At 42.8% G+C, this 20,852-nt stretch carries 25 protein-coding genes and 2 pseudogenes; 21 read left to right on the top strand and 6 right to left on the bottom strand.

Going from position 1 to position 20,852, the window contains the following annotated elements:
- The 17 genes and pseudogenes from ACM0OY_RS21900 to ACM0OY_RS21820 form a co-directional block, all read left to right on the top strand.
- Positions 1-460 (top strand): HEAT repeat domain-containing protein (locus tag ACM0OY_RS21900; RefSeq protein ID WP_414570942.1); only part of this gene is annotated, 460 nt, incomplete at its 5' end.
- Positions 461-492: 32 nt separating this feature from the next.
- The gene (locus tag ACM0OY_RS21895) at positions 493-714 is read left to right on the top strand and encodes a DUF6888 family protein (RefSeq protein ID WP_414570949.1); all 222 of its coding nucleotides are present in this window, start codon (positions 493-495) and stop codon (positions 712-714) included.
- Positions 698-946 (top strand): DUF6887 family protein, encoded by a 249-nt coding sequence (locus ACM0OY_RS21890; RefSeq protein ID WP_322681384.1) that lies wholly within the window; start codon positions 698-700, stop codon positions 944-946. The genes ACM0OY_RS21895 and ACM0OY_RS21890 overlap by 17 nt, the downstream gene beginning before the upstream one ends.
- Before the next feature lie 22 nt (positions 947-968).
- On the top strand, positions 969-1,199 hold the full coding sequence (locus tag ACM0OY_RS21885) for a hypothetical protein (protein WP_414570941.1): 231 nt from the start codon (positions 969-971) through the stop codon (positions 1,197-1,199).
- Positions 1,200-1,357: 158 nt separating this feature from the next.
- Positions 1,358-1,582, top strand: coding sequence for a type II toxin-antitoxin system HicB family antitoxin (locus tag ACM0OY_RS21880; protein ID WP_414570940.1), 225 nt, complete (start codon positions 1,358-1,360; stop codon positions 1,580-1,582).
- A gap of 172 nt (positions 1,583-1,754) precedes the next feature.
- Entirely contained in the window at positions 1,755-2,009 is a 255-nt protein-coding gene (locus ACM0OY_RS21875) for a hypothetical protein (protein WP_414570939.1), read from the top strand.
- Between the two features lie 9 nt (positions 2,010-2,018).
- Positions 2,019-2,306 (top strand): annotated as a pseudogene (locus tag ACM0OY_RS21870) (HNH endonuclease); the annotation flags it as partial.
- A 255-nt stretch (positions 2,307-2,561) separates the two neighbouring features.
- Positions 2,562-3,038 (top strand): hypothetical protein, encoded by a 477-nt coding sequence (locus tag ACM0OY_RS21865; protein WP_414570938.1) that lies wholly within the window; start codon positions 2,562-2,564, stop codon positions 3,036-3,038.
- Positions 3,039-4,215: 1,177 nt separating this feature from the next.
- Positions 4,216-4,977, top strand: coding sequence for a serine O-acetyltransferase (gene cysE / locus ACM0OY_RS21860; RefSeq protein ID WP_414570937.1), 762 nt, complete (start codon positions 4,216-4,218; stop codon positions 4,975-4,977).
- A gap of 84 nt (positions 4,978-5,061) precedes the next feature.
- A complete protein-coding gene (locus ACM0OY_RS21855) occupies positions 5,062-5,307 on the top strand; it encodes an Asr1405/Asl0597 family protein (protein ID WP_414570936.1) in 246 nt (81 codons plus the stop codon).
- 279 nt (positions 5,308-5,586) lie between these two features.
- A complete protein-coding gene (locus ACM0OY_RS21850) occupies positions 5,587-5,784 on the top strand; it encodes a DUF2949 domain-containing protein (RefSeq protein ID WP_414570935.1) in 198 nt (65 codons plus the stop codon).
- Positions 5,785-6,132: 348 nt separating this feature from the next.
- Positions 6,133-7,266, top strand: coding sequence for a homocitrate synthase (gene nifV / locus ACM0OY_RS21845; RefSeq protein WP_414570934.1), 1,134 nt, complete (start codon positions 6,133-6,135; stop codon positions 7,264-7,266).
- Positions 7,253-7,540 (top strand): nitrogen fixation protein NifZ, encoded by a 288-nt coding sequence (locus ACM0OY_RS21840; protein WP_414570933.1) that lies wholly within the window; start codon positions 7,253-7,255, stop codon positions 7,538-7,540. Before nifV ends, ACM0OY_RS21840 begins: the two co-directional genes overlap by 14 nt.
- Entirely contained in the window at positions 7,515-7,718 is a 204-nt protein-coding gene (nifT, locus tag ACM0OY_RS21835) for a putative nitrogen fixation protein NifT (RefSeq protein WP_414570932.1), read from the top strand. The genes ACM0OY_RS21840 and nifT overlap by 26 nt, the downstream gene beginning before the upstream one ends.
- A 108-nt stretch (positions 7,719-7,826) precedes the next feature.
- Positions 7,827-8,372, top strand: a complete 546-nt coding sequence (locus ACM0OY_RS21830) for a (2Fe-2S) ferredoxin domain-containing protein (RefSeq protein ID WP_414570931.1) — start codon at positions 7,827-7,829, stop codon at positions 8,370-8,372.
- Positions 8,373-8,515: 143 nt separating this feature from the next.
- The gene (locus ACM0OY_RS21825; protein WP_414570930.1) at positions 8,516-9,091 is read left to right on the top strand and encodes a Uma2 family endonuclease; all 576 of its coding nucleotides are present in this window, start codon (positions 8,516-8,518) and stop codon (positions 9,089-9,091) included.
- Between the two features lie 180 nt (positions 9,092-9,271).
- The gene (locus tag ACM0OY_RS21820) at positions 9,272-10,018 is read left to right on the top strand and encodes a Uma2 family endonuclease (RefSeq protein ID WP_414570929.1); all 747 of its coding nucleotides are present in this window, start codon (positions 9,272-9,274) and stop codon (positions 10,016-10,018) included.
- A gap of 37 nt (positions 10,019-10,055) precedes the next feature.
- Here ACM0OY_RS21820 and ACM0OY_RS21815 read toward each other — a convergent pair whose 3' ends face one another.
- Positions 10,056-11,447 carry a 1-acyl-sn-glycerol-3-phosphate acyltransferase gene (locus tag ACM0OY_RS21815; RefSeq protein WP_414570928.1) on the bottom strand — a complete coding sequence of 464 codons (1,392 nt, stop codon included), beginning with the start codon at positions 11,445-11,447 and terminating at the stop codon, positions 10,056-10,058.
- A 219-nt stretch (positions 11,448-11,666) separates the two neighbouring features.
- Between ACM0OY_RS21815 and ACM0OY_RS21810 the strand changes: the two genes are divergently transcribed.
- Both ACM0OY_RS21810 and ACM0OY_RS21805 read left to right on the top strand, forming a co-directional pair.
- Entirely contained in the window at positions 11,667-13,487 is a 1,821-nt protein-coding gene (locus ACM0OY_RS21810; protein WP_414570927.1) for a proline--tRNA ligase, read from the top strand.
- A 298-nt stretch (positions 13,488-13,785) separates the two neighbouring features.
- Complete coding sequence (locus ACM0OY_RS21805; RefSeq protein WP_414570926.1) at positions 13,786-14,397, top strand: GerMN domain-containing protein; 612 nt, start codon at positions 13,786-13,788, stop codon at positions 14,395-14,397.
- Between the two features lie 78 nt (positions 14,398-14,475).
- Here the strand turns inward: ACM0OY_RS21805 and ACM0OY_RS21800 are convergent, their stop codons facing one another.
- From ACM0OY_RS21800 to efp, 3 genes are all read right to left on the bottom strand, one after another.
- Positions 14,476-14,823: an ArsR/SmtB family transcription factor gene (locus ACM0OY_RS21800; RefSeq protein WP_414570925.1), complete on the bottom strand. Its 348-nt coding sequence runs from the start codon at positions 14,821-14,823 to the stop codon at positions 14,476-14,478.
- Positions 14,824-14,887: 64 nt separating this feature from the next.
- Complete coding sequence (gene accB / locus ACM0OY_RS21795) at positions 14,888-15,445, bottom strand: acetyl-CoA carboxylase biotin carboxyl carrier protein (RefSeq protein WP_414570924.1); 558 nt, start codon at positions 15,443-15,445, stop codon at positions 14,888-14,890.
- Positions 15,446-15,554: 109 nt separating this feature from the next.
- Positions 15,555-16,112: an elongation factor P gene (gene efp / locus ACM0OY_RS21790; protein ID WP_414570923.1), complete on the bottom strand. Its 558-nt coding sequence runs from the start codon at positions 16,110-16,112 to the stop codon at positions 15,555-15,557.
- Between the two features lie 304 nt (positions 16,113-16,416).
- Here efp and ACM0OY_RS21785 point away from each other — a divergent pair, with 304 nt between their 5' ends.
- Positions 16,417-17,523 (top strand): peptidylprolyl isomerase, encoded by a 1,107-nt coding sequence (locus tag ACM0OY_RS21785; protein ID WP_414570948.1) that lies wholly within the window; start codon positions 16,417-16,419, stop codon positions 17,521-17,523.
- A 126-nt stretch (positions 17,524-17,649) separates the two neighbouring features.
- Here the strand turns inward: ACM0OY_RS21785 and ACM0OY_RS21780 are convergent.
- A pseudogene (locus ACM0OY_RS21780) lies at positions 17,650-18,222 on the bottom strand (Uma2 family endonuclease).
- Between the two features lie 327 nt (positions 18,223-18,549).
- Here ACM0OY_RS21780 and thiL point away from each other — a divergent pair.
- Positions 18,550-19,665, top strand: a complete 1,116-nt coding sequence (gene thiL / locus ACM0OY_RS21775) for a thiamine-phosphate kinase (protein WP_414570922.1) — start codon at positions 18,550-18,552, stop codon at positions 19,663-19,665.
- A 52-nt stretch (positions 19,666-19,717) separates the two neighbouring features.
- On the opposite strand, the gene ACM0OY_RS21770 is transcribed toward thiL, so the two are convergent.
- Complete coding sequence (locus ACM0OY_RS21770; RefSeq protein WP_414570921.1) at positions 19,718-20,731, bottom strand: type I glyceraldehyde-3-phosphate dehydrogenase; 1,014 nt, start codon at positions 20,729-20,731, stop codon at positions 19,718-19,720.
- Positions 20,732-20,852: the final 121 nt, after the last annotated feature.

The raw sequence follows: 20,852 nt of genomic DNA, 5'->3' as shown, positions 1-20,852 counted from the left end.
AGAATTAGCGAAAAACTTCAAAGATGACCCCGATACCAAATCCATCCTCAAAGAACGCGCTGCCCAGGATGATGACAAAGATGTGCGAGGTGCAGCAATCCAAGAATTAGCGAACAACTTCAAAGATGACCCCGATACCAAATTCATCCTCAAAGAACGCGCTACCCAGGATAAGCACGAAAATGTGCGACGTGCAGCAGTCCAAGAATTAGCTAAACACTTTAAATATCACGCTGATTTGTTTGATATCTACTACCAGTGCGCTGTTAATGACCCCTTTAAGGATAGCCATGATTCTTTCTTTAAACCTAACCCTCGGCGCATTGCACTAGAGATAATTATCAAGCAATTTCCTCAGCATCCCCAGACTTTAACACTGTTGCGCGATCGCGCCGAGAATGACCCAGATGAGCAAGTGCGGGAATTTGCTCAGAAGAAGTTAAAGCAGTTGGAAGGGTAAATGTAAGCTGAGTATATGCCAAAAAGCTTAATATTATCCATGTCACAATTGAGGAACAGACAATAAACCCAACCAATGAACAAGCACAAGCCTGTGTGCGAGTCTGCCAAATGTTATCAAACACTTACAAAGATATCCACCTGTTTCGTTTTCAAATCCAAACTAAAGATGTGTATATTTTGGCAGGCGAGAATATTGAAATTATCGTACCCCCTAGTGGACTCTGGAGGTTTTTAAATGAAACCGAACTTTGAAGCAATGACTAACAAAGAACTGACAGCTTATATACTTGCACATCGAGATGATGATGAGGCTATTCGTGTCTTGTTTAGTCGCCGTAATCCTCCTGACTCGGAAGCAACATGGTACGGGCCAATGGTAGCTGAAGACGGTACGCCAATTGAAGAAAATATTCGCATTGCAGAAGAAGCAATTAGGCAACGCATTGAGCAAGCAAATAAAAACAAGCAAGATTCTCAAAGTTAAGAATAAAAGATTGGCTAAAAATATGAACAATACAGAAGTTCGTCAGCAAATCAACCAATATCTAGATGGATTATCTTCTGAACGCCTAGAACTGGTTGCTGACTTTTTAGCGTATCTCGCAGATAAAGAGAGTGAAGATGCTACCCAAGAGTTGCTTAATATCCCTGGATTTATTGAATCCTTTGAAAGGGGTAAAAAAGATATTGCTGAAGGTCGGGTAAAAAACTGGAGAATGGTTCGGTTTGATGTATAGAAGCCCTGGCGAATGGAATTCGCGGCTATACAGACAAAACCCACCTTCGTGGGTTTCAAATTCTTTGAGTCCGCGCAGGCGGACTTGGTTTGTATAGCCGCGTTCTAATCGCCAGGTATATTCGCTATTGCTCATCGACGAGAAGCTTATGAATAAATATGAAATATACAATCGTGATTCAATGGTCAGAAGAAGACCAATGTTATGTAGTTTTCTTACCTGAGTTTACAGATATAATGCAGCCTTGCACTCACGGAGAGACTTATGAAGAAGCTTTGAAAAATGCTCAGGAAGTTTTAGAAATGTTGATTGAATCATCTTTGGCTGATGGCGAACCTCTACCGGAGCCTAAAACGCTAGGAAAATCTTTGGAAGTTGCATAGAGTAGTGATTAATCATAAAAAGGAATAGTTGACGAGAATATTTTCTGTAGAGACGGCGATTTATCGCGTCTCTTTAACGTGCCTTTCAGACGCGATGAATCGCGTCTCTACATGAGGTCTTTATGACCGATCGCATGTAAATCAGTAAAATTAAATAAAAAGAGATAATCTCATGACTACATCTGTAAATACTACCAAAGTCTACGACGAAATTATAGAGTTTATTGCTGCTGGAACCACTCCGCAAAGTGTTATCGATTTCAAACTCTCGGATGCAGCCAAAGACCGTTTAGAGGATCTCGTTTACCGCGCAAAAACTGAAGGTCTTACTGGAAGTGACCAGCGAGAGTTAGATCATTTCCTCACGCTAGAGCATATTATGACTTTAGCAAAAGCAAAAGCTCGTCAGTACGTTAACCCTAAGTAAGTATTCAAAATGCCTCGTCCATATATTAATGCAGAACTGCGGCGTTTAGTTGCCGATCGCGCCGAGCATATTTGCGAGTACTGTCTTGTCTCCGAAGTAGATAGATCGTCGGGTTGTCAAGTTGACCATATCATCAGCGTCAAACACGGCGGCGCTACAACAGCAGATAATCTCTGCTATGCCTGTATTTTCTGTAACCTGCAAAAAGGGACGGATTTAGGGTCAATTAATTGGCAAACTGGCGAACTTGTGCGGTTTTTTAACCCACGCAGAGACTTTTGGGGTGAGCATTTTAAATAATTCGTAATTCGTAATTCGTAATTCGTAATTCGTAATTATGTTTTGTGATAAGCTTCGGTGTAGGTTGGGTTGAGGAACGAAACCCAACATTTTCAGGGCTTTGTTGGGTAACACTAAAGTTCAACCCAACCTACAAATTTTCTAAAACAGATAAATAAATAGGTTATGATGTGCGATCGCTCTTACCAATGGGAATTATATACTTAGCTACTATTGCTACTTCACCATCATAACTCCCAAGGTAAATATACGATGGCTTATCAAAATATTACAGGCTCCCTTTCGCCACAAGATATCCAGGAAATTAAAGCCGCGCTACAGAAAGTCCAACAAAAGCTACCCTTTTTAGTTACTCTCAGTGCTGACGAACGACGCAAGTTAGTCAAAATGGGCGATAAAAGCCTCGCCTTTGTAAACAATAGCATCACTGCTGCTCAGTCTAACCGCGAAATTCTGCCAGCGACTTTTGACGTTGATGAACTTGTTCGGGATTATCAATTAGCCTCTGCACTCACCGAACTTTTAATCTCTATGCAGCAACTCACTGAACAGGTAGATGATACCCTAATGGCTGTCGGTAGTGAAGCTATGACTGGCAGTTTAACTGTTTATGATTACGTCAAGACTGCATCGAAAAAGACTCCAGGTTTAAAAACTGTTGCTGAACAGTTAGGCGAACGCTTTAAGGCTATTGGTAAAGGTAGATCTGCAAAAACTCCGGTATCTTGATAAGTTTATACTCGTCGGTGAGTCTGGTATCTTTTTCAAAAATCTTTGCAATATAGGACTTCTCGTTTGTATGCAATATCCTCTGACCTCTCTCCAAACCTCTCTCCTAAAAGGAGAGAGGCTTTGAATCTTACTCCCCTTCCCTTATAGGGAAGGGGTTGGGGGTTAGGTCTTTATTGAACTCAACACAGAAGCACTATAAATACATTTGCTGTCAGGGCGTACAAATGTACGCCCTTACTTTGTTCATCCACCTCTGAACTGGATTAACGAGTATTTGAACTGGATGAATCCACCTCTGAACTGGATTAACGAGTATTTGAACTGGATGAATCCACTTCTGAACTGGATTAATAAGTATTTGAACTGGATGAATCCACCTCTGAACTGGATTAACGAGTATTTGAACTAGATTAATCCACCTCTGCAAGTTTTGTGGGTAGGACAGCACAGCTGTGCTGTCCTACAGCAGCCAGTTAACGATTACTCAGAAATAAATTACTACTACTTGTGGGGTGGACATCTTGTCCGCCCTTTGTTACGGGCGGGCGAGACGCCCACCCTACAAGAAGAGTTGAATGTTTTTTTATTTGGAAACCCTATTATTATTTAACTGGTATGAGAATATCTACTTATTACACTGTTCTAAGATTTTGTGTTGCTTTTTTCCACACATCTATATAATAAGAAAACATCTCTTATGAGCGATAGCGATATTTGAAAACGTATATATACATACAGACAGCAAATCCTAAAAGAAAATAAAGAAACTTGTTTTTCGCCTAACCAAATAATAAGATAATAATAGTAATACGATATACAGAATTTTCACTTTTATCCTTATCTAAACCATATTTGAGTGCATTTGAGTACAGCTTAATAAATCGCAAAATATATTGCATAAATCTTTGTAAAGTCTTACAGGTAAAGTTTCTTGTAGCGAGTACAGAAATTCTTAAACCCTGCCCTAAAAATACCAGTACCCCTATCGTTAAATACTAGTACCCCTACCCCCAGAGAAATTTTAAGTTTATCTTAAGTGGGGGTTTCGGCGTTTGAGTACAACCTTAATAAATCCAATAAATCCAATCAACATTGGGTTAACTATCGAGTTGGAAGTGGCCTGATATAAGCATAAAAATAGCACATGGCTCTTTTAACCAGATAGACAGTAGCGATGCAACAGTCCTTAGACAGAGTTACGAATTCTCAAACTCAGAAAATACAGGATTCAAAACAGAAATCCTTGCTCAAAACATTACTCTCTGGAGGTTTTTTTGAGCCATTATTGAGTGATTTTCGCATTATCTTTGAGCGCGATCCAGCAGCACGCAATTGGCTAGAGGTGGTGTTTTGCTATCCTGGATTGCACGCACTGTGTTTGCATCGTGTTGCTCACTGGTTACATTGTCGAGGAGTGGGTTTTATTCCCCGCTTAATTTCTCACTTGGGACGATTTTTAACCGGAATTGAAATTCACCCAGGTGCAGAGATTGGTCAGGGTGTATTTATCGACCACGGAATGGGAGTTGTGATTGGGGAAACTGCGATCGTCGGAGACTATACGCTGATTTATCAAGGCGTCACCCTTGGCGGAACTGGTAAAGAAAGCGGTAAGCGTCATCCCACAGTCGGTAAAAATGTTGTGGTGGGTGCGGGTGCGAAAGTTTTGGGTAATCTGCAAATTGGCGATCGCGTTCGCATTGGCGCGGGTTCCATTGTTTTGCGGAATGTACCCAGCGATTGTACTGTGGTGGGAGTTCCCGGCCGAATTATTTCTCGCAATCAAAGCGCCAGCCTTTCTCCTTTAGAACATGGAAAGCTACCCGACGTAGAAGCAACGGTGATTCGTTCTTTACTCTCGCGCATCGAACAACTCGAAAAACAACTGCAAGCTTTAGAAGTCAGAACTCAGGAATCAGGAGTCAAGACTAAGTAGTTATTGGTCATTAGTCATTGGTCATTTAAGAACAACTGACAAATGATAACCGACAAATAACAAATGACAAAGGACAAAAGAGAAATGACAAATGATACTTTAGGCGAACAAGTTTTGCAGATTCCTTTGAGCGATCGCTGGCGAATCTATCACCGTTTGCAAGAATTAAAAATTAAGAGTTCCTGTCTTCCGGATGGTTCTTTACGGGTGCAAGTCAACAATTTGCTAGAAGCGATTCTAATTCGGAGTACGGTTATGCAATTTCTCGCTTCTCGTCACGAATTAGTCGAGTGGTTAGAGCGTTGCTGGCAATATAGTGATGAATATTGATTCGTAAATATTGTTGAAAGAGCTAATCTAGACAATATTAATCTTGAATTCATCACACAAGCATAGCTCTTTATAGGGATGCATAAATATTGAAGAGGTTTAGAAGTTGAAGTTACTGTCTGCTAGCAAATTCTATTGCAAACTGAGATGAATTCCTACAGCATGGCAGAAGTAACTATCAAGTTAATATTCCAAGATTTCTTACCCCATAGCCCATGCCCCAGATAGGAATTTCTAATTTTTAAATCTTTCCCAACTGAAGAAATTGAAAGTTCAACTATGCCAACTCGTAACAGAGATATTCAACTGATCAATTTTTTGCACCATGAACTTGAACTTTCAAATGCTGATATTGCTGTAGCGCTACGACACCGTGAGTTTCAAAATGGCCCGTTACCGATGCTTCTCTGGCAGTATGGTTTAGTTAACTTGGAACAGTTAGAACGGATTTTTGACTGGTTAGCAGAACAAAGTTAACTAATTTGTACTGGAGTTAAACTACACACTAATACTCTAAAAAATCTGAGGTTCCTGAGATGATTACTACATTAATCGCTGGATTCTGTGTTTTACTTTTTTCCGGATTTGCTAATAGCTATGTTTGTTATTTGCTACTTGAACAAATGACAATTGACCTCGGTAAAAAAGATTAGTAAATTATACCAATTTTTGGTTCCTTGCCATACAGATGTGATGTTGATAATTGAGCAATAATTGAGGATCATGTATCCTGCATATGTATTGTGATATTTTTAGCATTTACCATCACTGGGAATTGTAGATAGAAAGGATATTGAGAATACTTCCAAGAGAGGGATATTTGCAATGAATCAAATCATAATTAATGACACTACATTGCGTGATGGTGAACAAGCGGCGGGTGTTGCTTTCAACATAAAAGAAAAAGTAGCGATCGCCAAGTTTCTCGATGCCATAGGTATCCCCGAATTAGAAGTCGGGATACCAGCAATGGGTGGCGAAGAAACACAGGCAATTTCCGTAATTTCTGACTTGGGTTTGCAAGCAAAACTCTTGGGGTGGAACCGCGCTGTCATCTCAGATATTAAAGCTTCCATGGCCTGCGGTCTCAACCGAGTGCATATTGCCATCCCCGTCTCTGGTATCCAAATTGCCACTAAATTTCATGGTCAGTGGCGGGTAAGTCTACAAAAACTCAAAGACTCCATCAGCTTCGCCGTCGATCGCGGTCTTTGGGTAGCAGTTGGGGGAGAAGATTCTTCTAGAGCTGATGAAAGCTTCCTCTTAGATGTAGCGCTTTCCGCCCAAGAGTGGGGTGCATCTCGCTTCCGCTTCTGCGACACTGTGGGAGTCCTCGACCCCTTCACCACCTACACAAAGGTCAAGCAACTTGTTTCCGCTTTGACAATTCCCCTCGAAATCCACACCCACAATGATTTTGGTCTAGCAACTGCTAACGCCCTTGCTGGGATCAAAGCCGGAGCCACATCTGTGAATACCACAGTCAACGGCTTGGGTGAAAGGGCGGGAAATGCAGCCCTAGAAGAAGTTGTCATGGCGATCAAACGCATCTACGGCGTTGATTTAGGAATTGAGACTTCTGGCTTGTTAGAACTGTCTCAACTAGTTGCAGCCGCCTCAGGTGCAGATGTTCCACCTTGGAAAGCGATCGTTGGTGAAAATACCTTCGCCCACGAATCCGGAATTCATGCTCACGGTGTCCTGCAAAACCCTCTCACCTACGAACCATTTGCTCCCGAAGAAGTGGGTTGCGAACGCCGCTTAGTAGTAGGTAAACATTCTGGAAGACATTTAGTTTCCAACTTACTAGAACAGTATGGAATTTTCTTAAACTCACAAGAAACCCAGTCAGTTTTAGACGCAGTGCGCCATCAGTCAGTACAGAAAAAACGCAGCCTCACGACAGAAGAAGTGTTGAATTTGGCCAGAGAACAGAGGTATTCTCATGCAACGCGATGAATTAGAGCTAGACTTACCACCCGCTTTTGAAATTGGTGAAAAAGTCAGACTTCGTAAACTAATTAAAAACGATGGTACCTTTCCTGGTAGAGAAGTCGGCCAAGTTTTAGCTAAAAAAGGAGATATTGGCTACATAGCAAGTATAGGCACATATTTGCAAAGTTCCTATATCTATGCTGTGCATTTCTTAGAAACAGGGATTGTCGTCGGCTGTAAGAAAAAAGAACTAGAATCTGTTGAGGAATCTCATGAAAGTAATGTTACGCGTGAATGATGCCGGCACTTTAGTAGTTTACGTTGCTAAAAAAGACCTGGAAGAAGAAGTAGTCAAACAAACTGATGGCAATGACGGTAAGATTCTCACCTTAGCAAATGGCTGGGAATTAGAATTTAGTGAATTACCAGATGTAGCCAATTTACCGCAAACTGTAGAAGCAAAACGCCTCGCGTAACAAGAGTGGGGAGTAGGGAGTGGGGGAGAATAACTAATGCCCAATCCCCATTTTTTATTCCTCATTCCCTATTCCCCATTCCCTATTCCCTATTATTTTTAATCAATCATGGGTAAGAAATATTTCACGTTATCAGAATTGAACCTTGAAGGGCAGTTTTTAGGTTTTGTTGGTGCTGAACCCAAAAAATATAAATATTTACAGTTGGCAGTTCCAGATGGAACTATGGAAATTAAATTGCCAAAAGAGTTGCGTCGTTCTCTGAGTTTATTGTTAGTTCCTGGTGAGCAAATTCGCGTTTTTGCTCACAGTCAGTTAGACTCGCACACAGGTGAAATTAAAATTACTGCCTATCAAATTATACCAATTGGCACTTGTCCAATTCAAAGTTTGCCACTCGAACCCAAAGCCAAAATTATGGTGTGCCAAAAGTCGGGTTGCCTCAAACGTGGTGGTAAAGGCTTATTATCAGAATTAGAAAAAACTTTGTGCGATCGCGGTTTATTAGACAAAGTTACCATTGAACATACCAGTTGCCAAAAATGTTGCAGCAGCGCTCCCAACTGTGTTTTACAACTTGGTAAAAAGAAATATAAGAATATTCATCCAGAGGCGATCGCATCTTTGTTAGAAAGTCATTTAACTGAAAATTAATAGCTTTCTCTGAGCTATTCTTCAAATAATATACAACTTTGCAGGGGTAAAAATTTTATCCCTATTTGTCGTTGGTATTGTTTTTTTAGTGCTATTGCCAAACTACATTAAGATAAAAATAACTCTGCATTCTCATAGTTGTTATGAGCCTTACCACTGCTAAACGCTTTACCATAGCTGAATATCACCGTCTGGCCGAACTCGGCTTCTTTAAAGTGAATGACCGAGTAGAGCTAATTAAGGGTGAAATAGTCCAGATGGCAGCTAAAGGTACACCGCACTCTGTTTGCAGCACTCGGTTATATCGGGAGTTATTCAAGCTGGTTGTAGAACAGGCGATTCTTCGAGGACAAGAACCAATTATTATAGGTGATGACAGCGAACCAGAACCCGATCTAGTCATTGTGCGAAATCGTCCTGATGACTATTTAGAAGCTCATCCTAGCCCATCTGATGTATTGCTGGTAATTGAAATTTCTAATTCCACTTTGAAATACGATCAAGATGTAAAATTATCTCTTTATGCCGAAGCTGGTATTTTCGACTATTGGATATTTAATTTAGTAGATAATTATCTTGAATGTTATAGCGAACCTTATCAAGATTTACAAGGTAAATTTGGTTATCGTCGCAAGTTTATTTATCTCCCAAATGAATCAGTTAACCTGCCATCTTTCCCTGATTTAGTTCTGGATTTATCTCAGGTGTTTCCAGGTTAGTATGTAAGAGGCGATCGCTTAACGTCTATATGCCATGTTTACATGGCATTATGCTATATATATAAGTAATAAATATAAGTAATAAAATTTTGTTTTGTTGCCATTTGATGCTGATATTGGTATCCTTCTTGAAGGTGAAGTCAGCAAATACTTTTTTACGGATTTTCCCTATAAATCGTCATGCTAGACTACAACACACCTGAGTATCTTCCTTCCTCAGAAGAGTTACCTTGCTCCGACGATACCCCTGTGGATAATGAGCTACAAAATCTGATTCCCAACTTATTAAAAGCAATCTTAGCCTTAATTTGGCAAGACCGATGGGACTGGTTTTTTGGGGTTGATATGGGCATTTATGACCGCACAGGTCAAATTCGGCGAACTCCCATAATTCCTGATGGTTTCCTCAGCATAGGAGTACCACGCCGCAAGAATGATCCCAAGGGACGCTTAAGCTATGTTTTATTAGAAGAAAATAACGTTTCTCCTGTATTGGTATTGGAAGTTGTTTCCCAAACTTACGGGGGAGAATACGACAAAAAAATGGTTGCTTATACCCAATTAGGTGTATTGTATTATGTTACTTACAACCCTGATTATTATCAGAGTGACAAACATGAACCTTTTGAAGTTTATCGCTTAGAAAATGGCGAATATATGCGCCAGCCTGGTGAACCAACATGGATGCCAGAAATAGGCTTGGGAATTGCTAGAGGTCAAGGTATCCATGAAGGATGGCAGCGCGAGTGGCTATACTGGTTTGATGAGCAAGGGAATAGATTTCCCACTCCAGAAGAACTTGCACAACAAGCAAGTATTCGTGCAGAACAGGAAAGTATTCGTGCCCAACAGGAACGACAGCAGCGAGAATTAGCAGAACAACTTTTACAGCGTTATCGGGAACGCTTTGGCGAATTACCTGGATAGATAACTCACGAAATTCAGTCTTCTTGTTTTGTTTGTTTCAAATCAATCCTTCCAACGCGTGCTGCAAATCGTTCGTCACATCAGCAACAGCTTGTCTAGCACCCAAACGATTCTCTTTATATGCTGGGTAACGCTCAGAAATAGATATTGGTTCGCCAATAGTAATTTTTATCTTTTCCTTGCCTAATACCGGACGCTGAACAGCTTTATTGCCTTGAATTTTAGCAATCATTTTCCATAAAATTAGAGCTGTTTCAGCAAACCTTTCTACTGTTGGTTTTTCTTTAATATAATTACCAGAAACCGCTACAAAACTTTCTACTAAGCGCATGTGCCACATCCGCGCATTCGCTTCTTCAGCAACGCGATCGCCCAACGCTTTTTCAACAGCAGATACTCCTTTAACATCCTTAAATTCTTCTCTAAATATATAATTCCAACCAGCTTGTTCTACTCGCCGACAGCGGTCAGTTAAAGAGCCTTTGGACTGTAAATCAAAATACTGTTCTGATATTAATAGTGCTGCATTTAACAAAGCTTGTAAACGAACTGCTAATGCTTGATTTCTATCTGGAATTTGCTCAGCAACAATCTTGGCATCTGGCAGTTTTTGATGATAGAAACGCGTGTAGAATATTTCCATCAGCGAAAGTAAATGCTCCGCCAAAGTTAATAACCGCGGATAAAGCGTTTCCACAGCAGCAACATTCCCTGATTGTGCTGGATTCACAGATAAACCACTAGCCGCTTCTAATTCACTTAAAAGATTAGCGATCGCATCCCAAGGAGCATCAACATAACTATACTTAATCCCAACTGGTACAATTAAAACCTGTTGATCGCGTCCAGCTTTTTGCAAATCCTCAGCACACCAAAAGCCTAACTGGGCAATACCAGGTTCCAAGGGGCTGATAATCTCTGACAAACCATTGGTAGCACCTTCTGGCGCCGCAGCCATAGGAAACTTCCCATTAGCAAACAAGTCACGCGCGGAACGTAACCCCGTCCAGTCAGCCTTACCCCGCTGAATTGGAGTACCACCCAACTGAGACATAATCCAGCCAACGTGAGAACCAGCCCATAGAGGAATGCCGCGATCGTAGATAAAATGAGCGTGAATCGGAAGTTCTAGCACTGTGCCTTGCGATCGTGCTACCTTTGGCACGAGTTGAGACAGCAAGTAGCCCAAACCAAAGGGATCGTCGGTTTTAGGATGGCGAAAAGCCAGCAAAAAACGGATCTTACCCTCTTGGAACTGGCGATAGAGATCTACCAGAACTTCTACGTTGTCTGCTTCAATTTTGGTAATAGGTGTTTGCCAGTTGATCCAACTGGGTAACAACAAATGCACAACTCGTAGAAATAAGGGGTTGAACGCTGGAGGAATAAATTCTAAAGGTGGCTGTGCTTGATAAATTACATTAGACAAGGTTGTTTTCTCCTGAAATGAGTGGGGAAGGGATTGGGGACATGGCTTCGCAAGGGGAAAAGGTTAAAGGTTAAAGGGAAAAGAGAGATCTTTCCTTTCCCCCTTCCCCTTTCCCCTTTGCCCCATCGATGCCCAATCCCCAGTCCCTTTTTACTTCATCCTTGATAATTCATACTTTAGTTGACATAGAATTTAGCGATTTTGGAAAGGTAATAAACGATGCGACTATCACAAATGTTATTCGTTACACTCCGGGATGATCCAGCTGATGCTGAGATTCCTAGCCATAAATTATTACTCCGTGCAGGTTACATTCGTCGCATCGGTAGCGGTGTCTATGCTTATCTCCCCTTGATGTGGCGGGTACTGCAAAAGGTTTCCCAAATTGTGCGCGAAGAAATGAACGCTACAGGCGCACAAGAATGTCTTTTACCGCAATTACAACCCGCTAATTTATGGAAAGAATCGGGACGTTGGGATACTTACACCAAAGCTGAGGGAATCATGTTTTCCCTCATTGACCGCCGCGATCAACAATTAGGATTAGGCCCAACTCATGAAGAAGTGATCACAACGATCGCTCGTGATATGATTCGTTCCTATCGCCAACTACCTCTGCATCTCTACCAAATTCAGACCAAATTCCGCGATGAAATTCGTCCCCGCTTTGGTTTGATGCGCGGACGAGAATTCATCATGAAAGACGGCTACTCTTTCCACGTCGATGAAGCTAGCCTCAAAAAAACTTACCAGGATATGTATCAAGCCTACAGCAATATGTTGCGGCGTTCTGGTTTAGCCTTTCGCGCAGTGGAAGCTGATTCTGGTGCAATTGGTGGTTCTGGTTCCACAGAATTTATGGTGTTAGCGGAAGCTGGCGAAGACGAGGTTCTCTACACTGAGGATGGTAAATACGCCGCTAACGTAGAAAAGGCTGTTTCTTTACCAGCTGATATCGAACCCTCACGGTTTACAACCTACGAAAAACGCGATACACCTGGAACAGAAACGATTGAAACAGTATGTCAACTACTCAAATGTTCTCCCACCCAAGTGGTGAAAAACGTCCTTTACCAAACAGTTTATAACAATGGGATGACGGTGTTGGTTTTGGTGAACATCCGAGGCGATCAGGAAGTTAATGAGGTCAAATTGCAAAATGAATTGACCAAATTAGCGCCTTTGTATGGTGCTACAACTATTATTAATTTGAGCGTACCGAATTCTGAAGCGCAGCAAACATGGACAGCGAAATCTCTGCCTTTAGGCTACATAGCACCAGACATCGCAGATGAGTATATTATCGCCAATAAACAAATCCATCCCAAGTTTTTGCGTTTGGTGGATCAAACAGCCGTTGATTTAAAAAACTTTGTCACAGGGGCGAATGAAACTGGCTATCACGTAGTTGGTGCTAACTGGGGTGAGCAATTTAAGTTACCAGAACGTGTAGTAGATGTGCGGAAAGCTAGACCAGGCGATCGCGCCGTCCACAACCCAGAACAACTGTTACAAAGCGCCAGGGGAATTGAAGCAGGTCACATATTCCAATTAGGCACTAAATATTCCCAAGCAATGGGAGCAACTTATACCAATGAACAGGGTGAAGAAAAACCGCTAGTCATGGGTTGTTTTGGTGTAGGGGTATCGCGTTTAGCCCAAGCTGCCGTAGAGCAATCTTACGACAAAGACGGAATTATTTGGCCAGTAGCGATCGCACCTTATCACGCGATCGTCACAATTCCTAACATTAATGATGCTCAACAAGTCGAAATCGCCCAAAAACTTTACACCCAACTCAATCAAGCCGGAATTGAAACCTTACTCGATGACCGCGACGAACGAGCCGGAGTCAAATTCAAAGATGCAGACTTGATAGGCATCCCATACAGAATTGTAACCGGACGAGCGATCGCCAACGGCAAAGTCGAAGTTGTAGAAAGAGCAACCCGTAAATCCCAAGAAATCGCCATTGATGAACTGACAACCACACTCAAACAGTGGGTTGAAGAGGCAATAGGTATGGGGCATAGGGCATAGGGCAAGCTGGAAGTGTGGGAGGTGTGGGAAGAGAGGGGGGCATAAATTCTCTTTCCCCCCACACTCCCCGCACTCCTTCATCTCCCCACTTCCCAAAATTTACATAATTGGACAGTGACGGACTAGAAGTGCAAATTCTAAAATTGAATTAGGGACTTGCAGGATTAAAAATAATCGGATTTCGAGGCACTAAGCCTCCTCTAAATTGTAGGAAACTCTCCACTTGTAAGTATCGTCTTTAACCAGGCTGCTCCTCACATAACTACCATCTCAGCCCTCAGTCAGGAAGGTTTTGAACATGAAAGACCAACAAGGATCTAATCGTATTTCTTCAGGTGTAATTGCAGCTGTCACAGCAGCAGTTGTAGCGGTAGGTGGCGGTGTGGCTTGGTTAACTGCACAATCTAATAATACTCCTACACCGTCAAAACCCTCTCAACGTGTTGATCAGCCAGCACAGTCATCAACTACGCAGCAAGGTAATGAGCAAACTGCTAACGTTTATTGGCTGAGACCAAAGGATAAAAATATTGCTTTGGTTCCCCAGCCTGTGAGGGTAGCAGCTGTACGACCCAACCAAGCTTTAGAAGCAGCTTTCCAAAGCTTGTTAGCAGGCCCAACAGAAGGGACAGATTCTACAACTATTCCCAAGGGAACCAAATTATTGGGGCTGAACGCAGAAAATGATGAAGTTCGCGTTAATTTATCTGAACAATTTACCAGCGGTGGCGGTAGTGCCTCAATGATAGGTCGTGTGGGACAAGTTGTTTATACTGCGACAACTTTAAATCCAAAAGCCAAAGTGTACATTGACGTGAATGGTAAACCTTTGGATGTTTTGGGCGGTGAGGGTATAGAGTTACAACAACCACTAACTCGTGAAAGCTTCGAGAAAAACTATCCGCTTTAGTCATTAGTCATTAGTCATTGGTCATTAGTTTTAGACAAAGGACAAACGACGAAGGACAAATGACAAATGACAACTGACTTACAGCTTGGTATTCAAAATGCGAAAATTACGGGCTTGCTGTTCTAACCTTGTGGCGAGGCGATCGCAAACCCGATTACACAACTCAAAAATCATTTGATCTTCTACCCTGTAATAGGCGCAAGTTCCTTCACTGCGGCGGCTAAGGATTCCTGCTTGCCACATTATCTTCAGGTGCTTTGACACATTTGCCTGAGAAGTCTGTGTTGCCTCTACCAACTCTTGCACGCATTTCTCTTCATCCCGCAGTAAGTGTAGCAGCCGTAGGCGCATTGGCTCACTTAACAGGCCGAAGTATTCAGCTACTTGTTGCACCACTTCTGGTGGTAAAGGCAACGTTTGTTTCATCAGGATTAACCCGCAAGGATTGAAAGTTTTAACAATGACTCACTTCATAAATATAGATTAATACTTAATCAGGGTTAATTCGCATCAAAGGTTGACCATATTCTACTGGATCGCCATTTTGGAGGAGAATTTCCATCACTTGCCCGGAGACTTCGGCTTCGATTTCATTCATCAGCTTCATAGCCTCAATGATACAGACTGTTTGACCTTTGCGGACGCGATCGCCCACTTCCACGAATGGTGCTTCACCCGGTGCAGGAGCGCGATAAAATGTTCCCACCATAGGAGAAGGCACCTCTACTAATCTCTGGTCAATGGTTGAGGGGGGATTGACTGACAGCTGTAATTGCGTTCCAGTTGCAGTATTCTCAAACAAGCGACCTGTCGCCACCTCTGTTACCTGACTTGTAGCCACCTGGTTTGCCGTAGGTAAACCCGATGACAAGCCCGAACCTACCACACCGCCTAAGGTCGCTTGACCTACCGACAACATATGATTGCTGATGCTCACAGCTTTACGAACTGTTAGTTCAAAGTCATCGCTTTTGAGCGTGACTTCTGCAATGTCAGTTTGTGCAATAGTTGCCAGTAGTTGGCGGATTTCATTAAAGTCCAATGGCACAGTTTTTATTACCTCGACCTATCCGTAAATTAGCATTTTTAAGTGTGGCAGGGATTTAATCCCTAAATAGGGATTGAAATCGGGATTTGTTTGAGATTGAAATCCAAACTTATTCCCTGCCTAAATATTTATCATCACGGGTATCAATTTTGATGCGTTCTCCTTGGGAAATAAACAAGGGAACCATCACAGTTGCACCAGTTTCAAGAGTAGCTGGCTTAGTACCACCTGTAGCAGTGTCACCTTTTACGCCTGGATCTGTTTGCACCACTTCTAAAACCACAGAGTTGGGCAGTTCCACTTCTAGAACTTGTTCACCCCAACGAATGACGTTAGCTTCCATACCTTCTTTGAGATATTTTACGCGATCGCCAATTTGTGATGCACTCAATCTGCCTTCTTCATAGGTTTCCATATCCATAAAGACAAACTCATCGCCTTCTTTATAGGTATGCTGCATTGTGCTTTTTTCTAAAGTGGCTTGGGGTACTGTTTCCCCTGCCCGGAAGGTTTTTTCCACCACACTCCCATTCTGAACATTTTTCAGTTTGGTTCGTACAAAGGCAGAACCTTTTCCTGGCTTAACGTGGAGGAATTCCACCACTCGCCATACAGATCCATCTAATACAATTGAGACACCAGGTCGAAAATCGTTGCTGGAGATCATGAAACTTTCAAGTTTTGGAAGACAATCGGCATTTATTGTACCCTTCAAGCGGAGTAATTAGTCATCCATTATTAGCTATTTAGTCATTAGGGATAGGGCATGGGGCAAACAGGGAGTGTGGGAGGGATGGGAGATGTGGAAAGATTAGGAAGCTGTTTTCTAATCTCCCCACATTCCCTCATCTCCCCACTCCCCCATTTTTTTACTCAAAACTCAGCACTGGGCAATGGGCACTCCTACTGTGGGAAGATTATTGATGGGTTACGTCCAGTCAACAATATCAATGCTGCATTTGAGTTATTCCATGCTTAACTTATTAAAATCCTGGCTGAAGAACAGCCTAATGGCAATACTGCTGGTAACAATATTTTTAGGCATAACTACAGCTGGGTGGACTCCCTCTAGTAGCGCCGCGCTGCCAGCTGGCAACGCAATTACCGACGGTAATGCTTTGTTGCGGTATGCACTCCCGATAGATAACAAACCTGTACGGCAACTACAAGCCAGCTTAGAGGACATTTCTAGCCAGCTGCGGGCAAATCGGCGCTGGGGTGCTGTTTCCAAAGATATCAGCCAAGCATCTCGCATTCTCGATAAACCCTCCCAAATCCTAGCAAGTGTTCCCCAAGAACGCCAACCCCAAGCAGAAGCTTGGATTAACGAGTTGAAATCTGGTGTGGTTAACCTACAAGAATTGGCGAACAGCAAAGATAAACAAGAAATTTTGCAACAGAGAACTAAACTGCTGAATCTCATCACTCAGCTAGAAGAGTCGATGGTAAAGGAATTTCCTTTTGAAGTGCCTGCTGAGTATAGTAACCTGCCACAACTTAAAGGTCGTGCCACTGTGGAATTAAAAACCAACAAAGGCAACCTCACTCTTGTAGTAGATGGTTACAGCGCTCCTGTGACTGCTGGTAATTTTATAGATTTAGTGCAGAGGGGTTTTTATAATGGCTTAGAATTTACCCGTTCTGAAGAATCTTACTTTCTGCAAACTGGAGACCCAGCTGGAAAAGAAGTAGGTTTCATTGACCCGAATACAGGCAAATACCGCGCTATCCCTTTAGAAATCTTGGTTGAAGGTGATAAGGAGCCTACCTATGGCATTACCTTAGAAGAAGCTGGCCGTTACATTGATATGCCAGTTCTACCTTTTTCTGCTTTTGGCGCAGTAGTTATGGCTCGTCCCGAAAGTGAAGTGAATGGAGGTTCTTCGCAATTTTTCTTCTTTCTCTTTGAACCAGAACTGACTCCCGCCGGACGGAACCTATTAGATGGCCGCTATGCCGTTTTTGGCTATCTCACTGAAGGCAAAGAAGTTTTGGATCAACTCAAGGCTGGTGACAAAATTGAATCAGCAACAGTAGTCCAAGGAATAGAAAATCTCGTTGAACCGCAAGCAGCGTAGGTAAAGATGAGGGACTGGGGACTGGGGAGACAAGGAGAATAATTCTTAACTCCTAACTGAGCACTGGCTCAACGCCCCGCTTGGGCTAACAACACTCCCAATACCCAGTAACCAGTCCCCACTTTTTTAACTGAGATGACCAGCGCTGAATACCCGATTCACTGCGATCGCCATTTCTGGAAAAGTCCGTGATACAATTTGCTGGTCGCCAGTAAACACCGTCTCTTCGTAAAATCCTTCTTCCAGCCACAGCACAGAAATCTTTTCTTTTAGTGGGTCTACAATCCAATATTCTGGTACTTCAACCGCCGCATATTCAGACCGCTTATAATGATAGTCCCACTTGATAGAATCTGGACTGACTACCTCTACAACTAATAATGGTGGTGACTCAAAGACCGCTGATAGATTGATCAATTATCTTGCTTGCTCCTGCGTCACTACAGACAAGTCAGTTAACCTAGACTTATTTTTCCCTGTCCTCGTCCCAGTTTCCCGAAAAGTTAACCAAGGTAAACTCAAGCGCTGAATTTCCGCTATGAATGCGGTATCTAAAAAAGCGACAATCAAGAAATGTTGAATTGTAGGGGGATTTATTAATTCCAGCCTGCCATCTACTAGCTCGTAGTGAAAACCACTGCCATCATCATAAGTTAAGTACTCTTCAAATGTGAGCTTTGTTACTGGTGTAGAGACCATTCCAACATCCCCCTAGACTATAACTTTATCGTAACTTTGGGCAGTGGAGAGTAGGGAGTGGGGAGTGGGGAACAGGAAGTCAAAAGGTAAAAGCCACTCATTAAAAAGAAAAGAATCGGTGTTGCTGAATTTGAATATGAAATTTAAAAATCAACTCTTCTCAACTCTTACTCTGGAGCGACCACCGAAGTTCAGATCGGCAAAAGCCGCCGCTCCGACTTGTCTGTGCGCCTCTGCGTGATACAAATTCATATTTCTACTCAGCAATGCCAAAGAATCTTTTGACTTTTGACTTTTGACTTTTTAATGCCCAATGCCCTATAACCAATGACTAAAATCAAAGATATTGGCGAACAAGGTCTTCTAGAAAGATTACACCGTTTCTGTCCCCCAGAAATGATTGGTGATGATGCAGCAGTATTGGTGACGGAACCAGAACAATCTTTAGTCATCACTACAGATGTGCTGGTTGATGGTGTGCATTTTAGCAACGTAACTACTTCCCCAGAAGATGCAGGTTGGCGTGCGGCGGCTGCTAACTTGTCAGACTTAGCAGCGATGGGTGCTTCCCCACTGGGGATCGCTGTCGGACTCGGACTTCCTGGGGATTTGAGTGTGAATTGGGTTGAAAAGTTATACCAGGGAATGACAGAATGCCTGCAAAAGTACAATACCCCAATTGTCGGCGGTGATGTGGTGCGATCGCCTGTGACTACTTTGGCAATTACCGCTTTTGGTCAAGTTCACCCCAGTCGAATTATCCGCCGTTCTGCTGCTGTTATCGGCGATGCGATCGTCGTTACAGGTGTTCACGGAGCTTCCCACGCTGGCTTAGAATTGCTCTTGCATCCCCAACGAGGACAAAACCTCAAAGACGAAGAGAAGACGGCTCTAATCATTGCACATCAGCGTCCCCAGCCACGATTAGATGTCTTACCGATCCTTGAGAAAATCTTGCCATCCCCATGCCTAATGCCCAATACTTCTCTACGAGAAGCTGCGCCAACGCCTTCTCTACAAGACGCTACGCGAACTTGTACTGAGCGGAGTCGAAGTACGCTCAGTACAAGTGCCATATGCCCCATGCCCATTGCTGGTATGGATAGCAGTGACGGTTTAGCAGATGCTGTCATCCAAATTTGTCGCGCCAGCGGCGTTGGCGCGGTCTTAGAACTCAGACAAATTTGCTTACCAATGGCTTTTAACCATTGGCTGACACCAGAGCAAGCTCTCCAATATGCTCTATATGGCGGCGAAGACTTTGAATTAGTGCTGTGTTTACCACAAAAGTCAGCATCAGCTTTAGTGAAACATCTTGGTGAAGGTGCTGCGATCGTTGGCAGAATTACACCAGGTTCAACAATACTATTGCACGATGAACAAAAAAAATTCCCCGACCAAGTTCTCACTCTTAGCCAGGGATTTCAACATTTCAAGAGTTAGGAGTTATGAGTTTTAATTCCTAACTCTTAACTCCTAACTCCTAACTTTTTAATTAAACCCACTTCTCGGCTACCAATTCAGCTAAATCCAAGACTCGTTGGCTGTAGCCCCACTCGTTGTCATACCAAGCCATGACTTTTACTAGGTCATTGCCCATAACCAAAGTCAAGCTAGCATCAACAATTGACGAGGCATCAGTACCTTGATAATCTGACGAAACTAGTTGTAGTTCGCTGTAGTCCAAAATGCCTTTGAGTGAACCTTCAGAGGCATCTTTAAGGGCTTGATTAACTTCTTCAGTAATAGTACGCTTCTCAACTTGAACTACGAAATCTACCATTGAAACGTTCGGGGTCGGTACACGCAAGGCAACGCCATTCAGCTTGCCTTTGAGTTCTGGAATTACCAGCGCCACCGCTTTTGCTGCACCAGTGGAGGTGGGTACAATGTTGATGGCTGCGGCTCTTGCCCGTCGCAAATCACGGTGAGAAGCGTCTAGTAAACGCTGGTCACCTGTGTAGCTATGGGTAGTAGTCATCGTGCCTTTGATAATGCCGAACTTGTCGTTCAACACTTTGGCAATAGGAGCCAAGCAGTTGGTAGTACAGCTGGCGTTACTGATAATGTGGTGTACGTTGTGGTCATAGTCATGATGATTCACGCCAACCACAAAGGTGCCATCCTCATTTTTACCAGGAGCGGTGATCAGAACTTTCTTGGCTCCAGCATTCACATGCTTGAGCGCTCCTTCTTTGCTGGTAAATACCCCTGTTGCTTCGATAATTAGGTCAATTCCCCAATCTTTCCAGGGCAAGTTTTCTGGGTTGCGATCGGATACGCACTTAACGGTTTTACCGTTAATGATGATGGAGTTATCATCGGCAGTAATGTCAACATCCTTTAACTTCCCTAGCATCGAGTCGTACTTTAGCAGGTGAGCATTGGTTCTAGGGTCTGATGTGTCATTGATAGCTACAAGGTCGATATTGCTATTCTTTCTACCCACCCAGCAACGCGCAAAGTTACGTCCAATACGCCCGAAACCGTTGATTGCAACTCTAATCACAGTGTCTTGCCCTCTGTATTTATGCCTATATGTTGATATCGTTGACCCCAATCATATCGCAAAGGGGGGGATCACTTATAACCATAAAGTGTTAGATCAATAAAAAAACACATAATTTATT

Origin of the sequence: Nostoc sp. CCY 9925, assembly GCF_963920935.1 — a bacterium.
Classification (GTDB): Bacteria; Cyanobacteriota; Cyanobacteriia; order Cyanobacteriales; family Nostocaceae; genus Nostoc.
The sequence above is the reverse complement of the archived record's forward strand: the minus strand, read 5'-3'. Positions and strand labels throughout refer to the sequence as shown.

What these genes read in the sequence shown, in the direction of transcription:
- thiL (WP_414570922.1), top strand. Translation starts at nt 18,550, where the DNA reads ATGACTAAAATCAAAGATATTGGCGAACAAGGTCTTCTAGAAAGATTA.
- ACM0OY_RS21840 (WP_414570933.1), top strand. Translation starts at nt 7,253, where the DNA reads ATGCAACGCGATGAATTAGAGCTAGACTTACCACCCGCTTTTGAAATT.
- ACM0OY_RS21810 (WP_414570927.1), top strand. Translation starts at nt 11,667, where the DNA reads ATGCGACTATCACAAATGTTATTCGTTACACTCCGGGATGATCCAGCT.
- ACM0OY_RS21850 (WP_414570935.1), top strand. Translation starts at nt 5,587, where the DNA reads ATGCCAACTCGTAACAGAGATATTCAACTGATCAATTTTTTGCACCAT.
- ACM0OY_RS21880 (WP_414570940.1), top strand. Translation starts at nt 1,358, where the DNA reads ATGAAATATACAATCGTGATTCAATGGTCAGAAGAAGACCAATGTTAT.
- ACM0OY_RS21865 (WP_414570938.1), top strand. Translation starts at nt 2,562, where the DNA reads ATGGCTTATCAAAATATTACAGGCTCCCTTTCGCCACAAGATATCCAG.
- nifV (WP_414570934.1), top strand. Translation starts at nt 6,133, where the DNA reads ATGAATCAAATCATAATTAATGACACTACATTGCGTGATGGTGAACAA.
- ACM0OY_RS21830 (WP_414570931.1), top strand. Translation starts at nt 7,827, where the DNA reads ATGGGTAAGAAATATTTCACGTTATCAGAATTGAACCTTGAAGGGCAG.
- ACM0OY_RS21800 (WP_414570925.1), bottom strand. Translation starts at nt 14,823, where the DNA reads ATGAAACAAACGTTGCCTTTACCACCAGAAGTGGTGCAACAAGTAGCT.
- ACM0OY_RS21820 (WP_414570929.1), top strand. Translation starts at nt 9,272, where the DNA reads ATGCTAGACTACAACACACCTGAGTATCTTCCTTCCTCAGAAGAGTTA.
- ACM0OY_RS21875 (WP_414570939.1), top strand. Translation starts at nt 1,755, where the DNA reads ATGACTACATCTGTAAATACTACCAAAGTCTACGACGAAATTATAGAG.
- ACM0OY_RS21785 (WP_414570948.1), top strand. Translation starts at nt 16,417, where the DNA reads ATGCTTAACTTATTAAAATCCTGGCTGAAGAACAGCCTAATGGCAATA.
- nifT (WP_414570932.1), top strand. Translation starts at nt 7,515, where the DNA reads ATGAAAGTAATGTTACGCGTGAATGATGCCGGCACTTTAGTAGTTTAC.
- ACM0OY_RS21805 (WP_414570926.1), top strand. Translation starts at nt 13,786, where the DNA reads ATGAAAGACCAACAAGGATCTAATCGTATTTCTTCAGGTGTAATTGCA.
- ACM0OY_RS21885 (WP_414570941.1), top strand. Translation starts at nt 969, where the DNA reads ATGAACAATACAGAAGTTCGTCAGCAAATCAACCAATATCTAGATGGA.
- ACM0OY_RS21825 (WP_414570930.1), top strand. Translation starts at nt 8,516, where the DNA reads ATGAGCCTTACCACTGCTAAACGCTTTACCATAGCTGAATATCACCGT.
- ACM0OY_RS21855 (WP_414570936.1), top strand. Translation starts at nt 5,062, where the DNA reads ATGACAAATGATACTTTAGGCGAACAAGTTTTGCAGATTCCTTTGAGC.
- efp (WP_414570923.1), bottom strand. Translation starts at nt 16,112, where the DNA reads ATGATCTCCAGCAACGATTTTCGACCTGGTGTCTCAATTGTATTAGAT.
- cysE (WP_414570937.1), top strand. Translation starts at nt 4,216, where the DNA reads ATGCAACAGTCCTTAGACAGAGTTACGAATTCTCAAACTCAGAAAATA.
- ACM0OY_RS21890 (WP_322681384.1), top strand. Translation starts at nt 698, where the DNA reads ATGAAACCGAACTTTGAAGCAATGACTAACAAAGAACTGACAGCTTAT.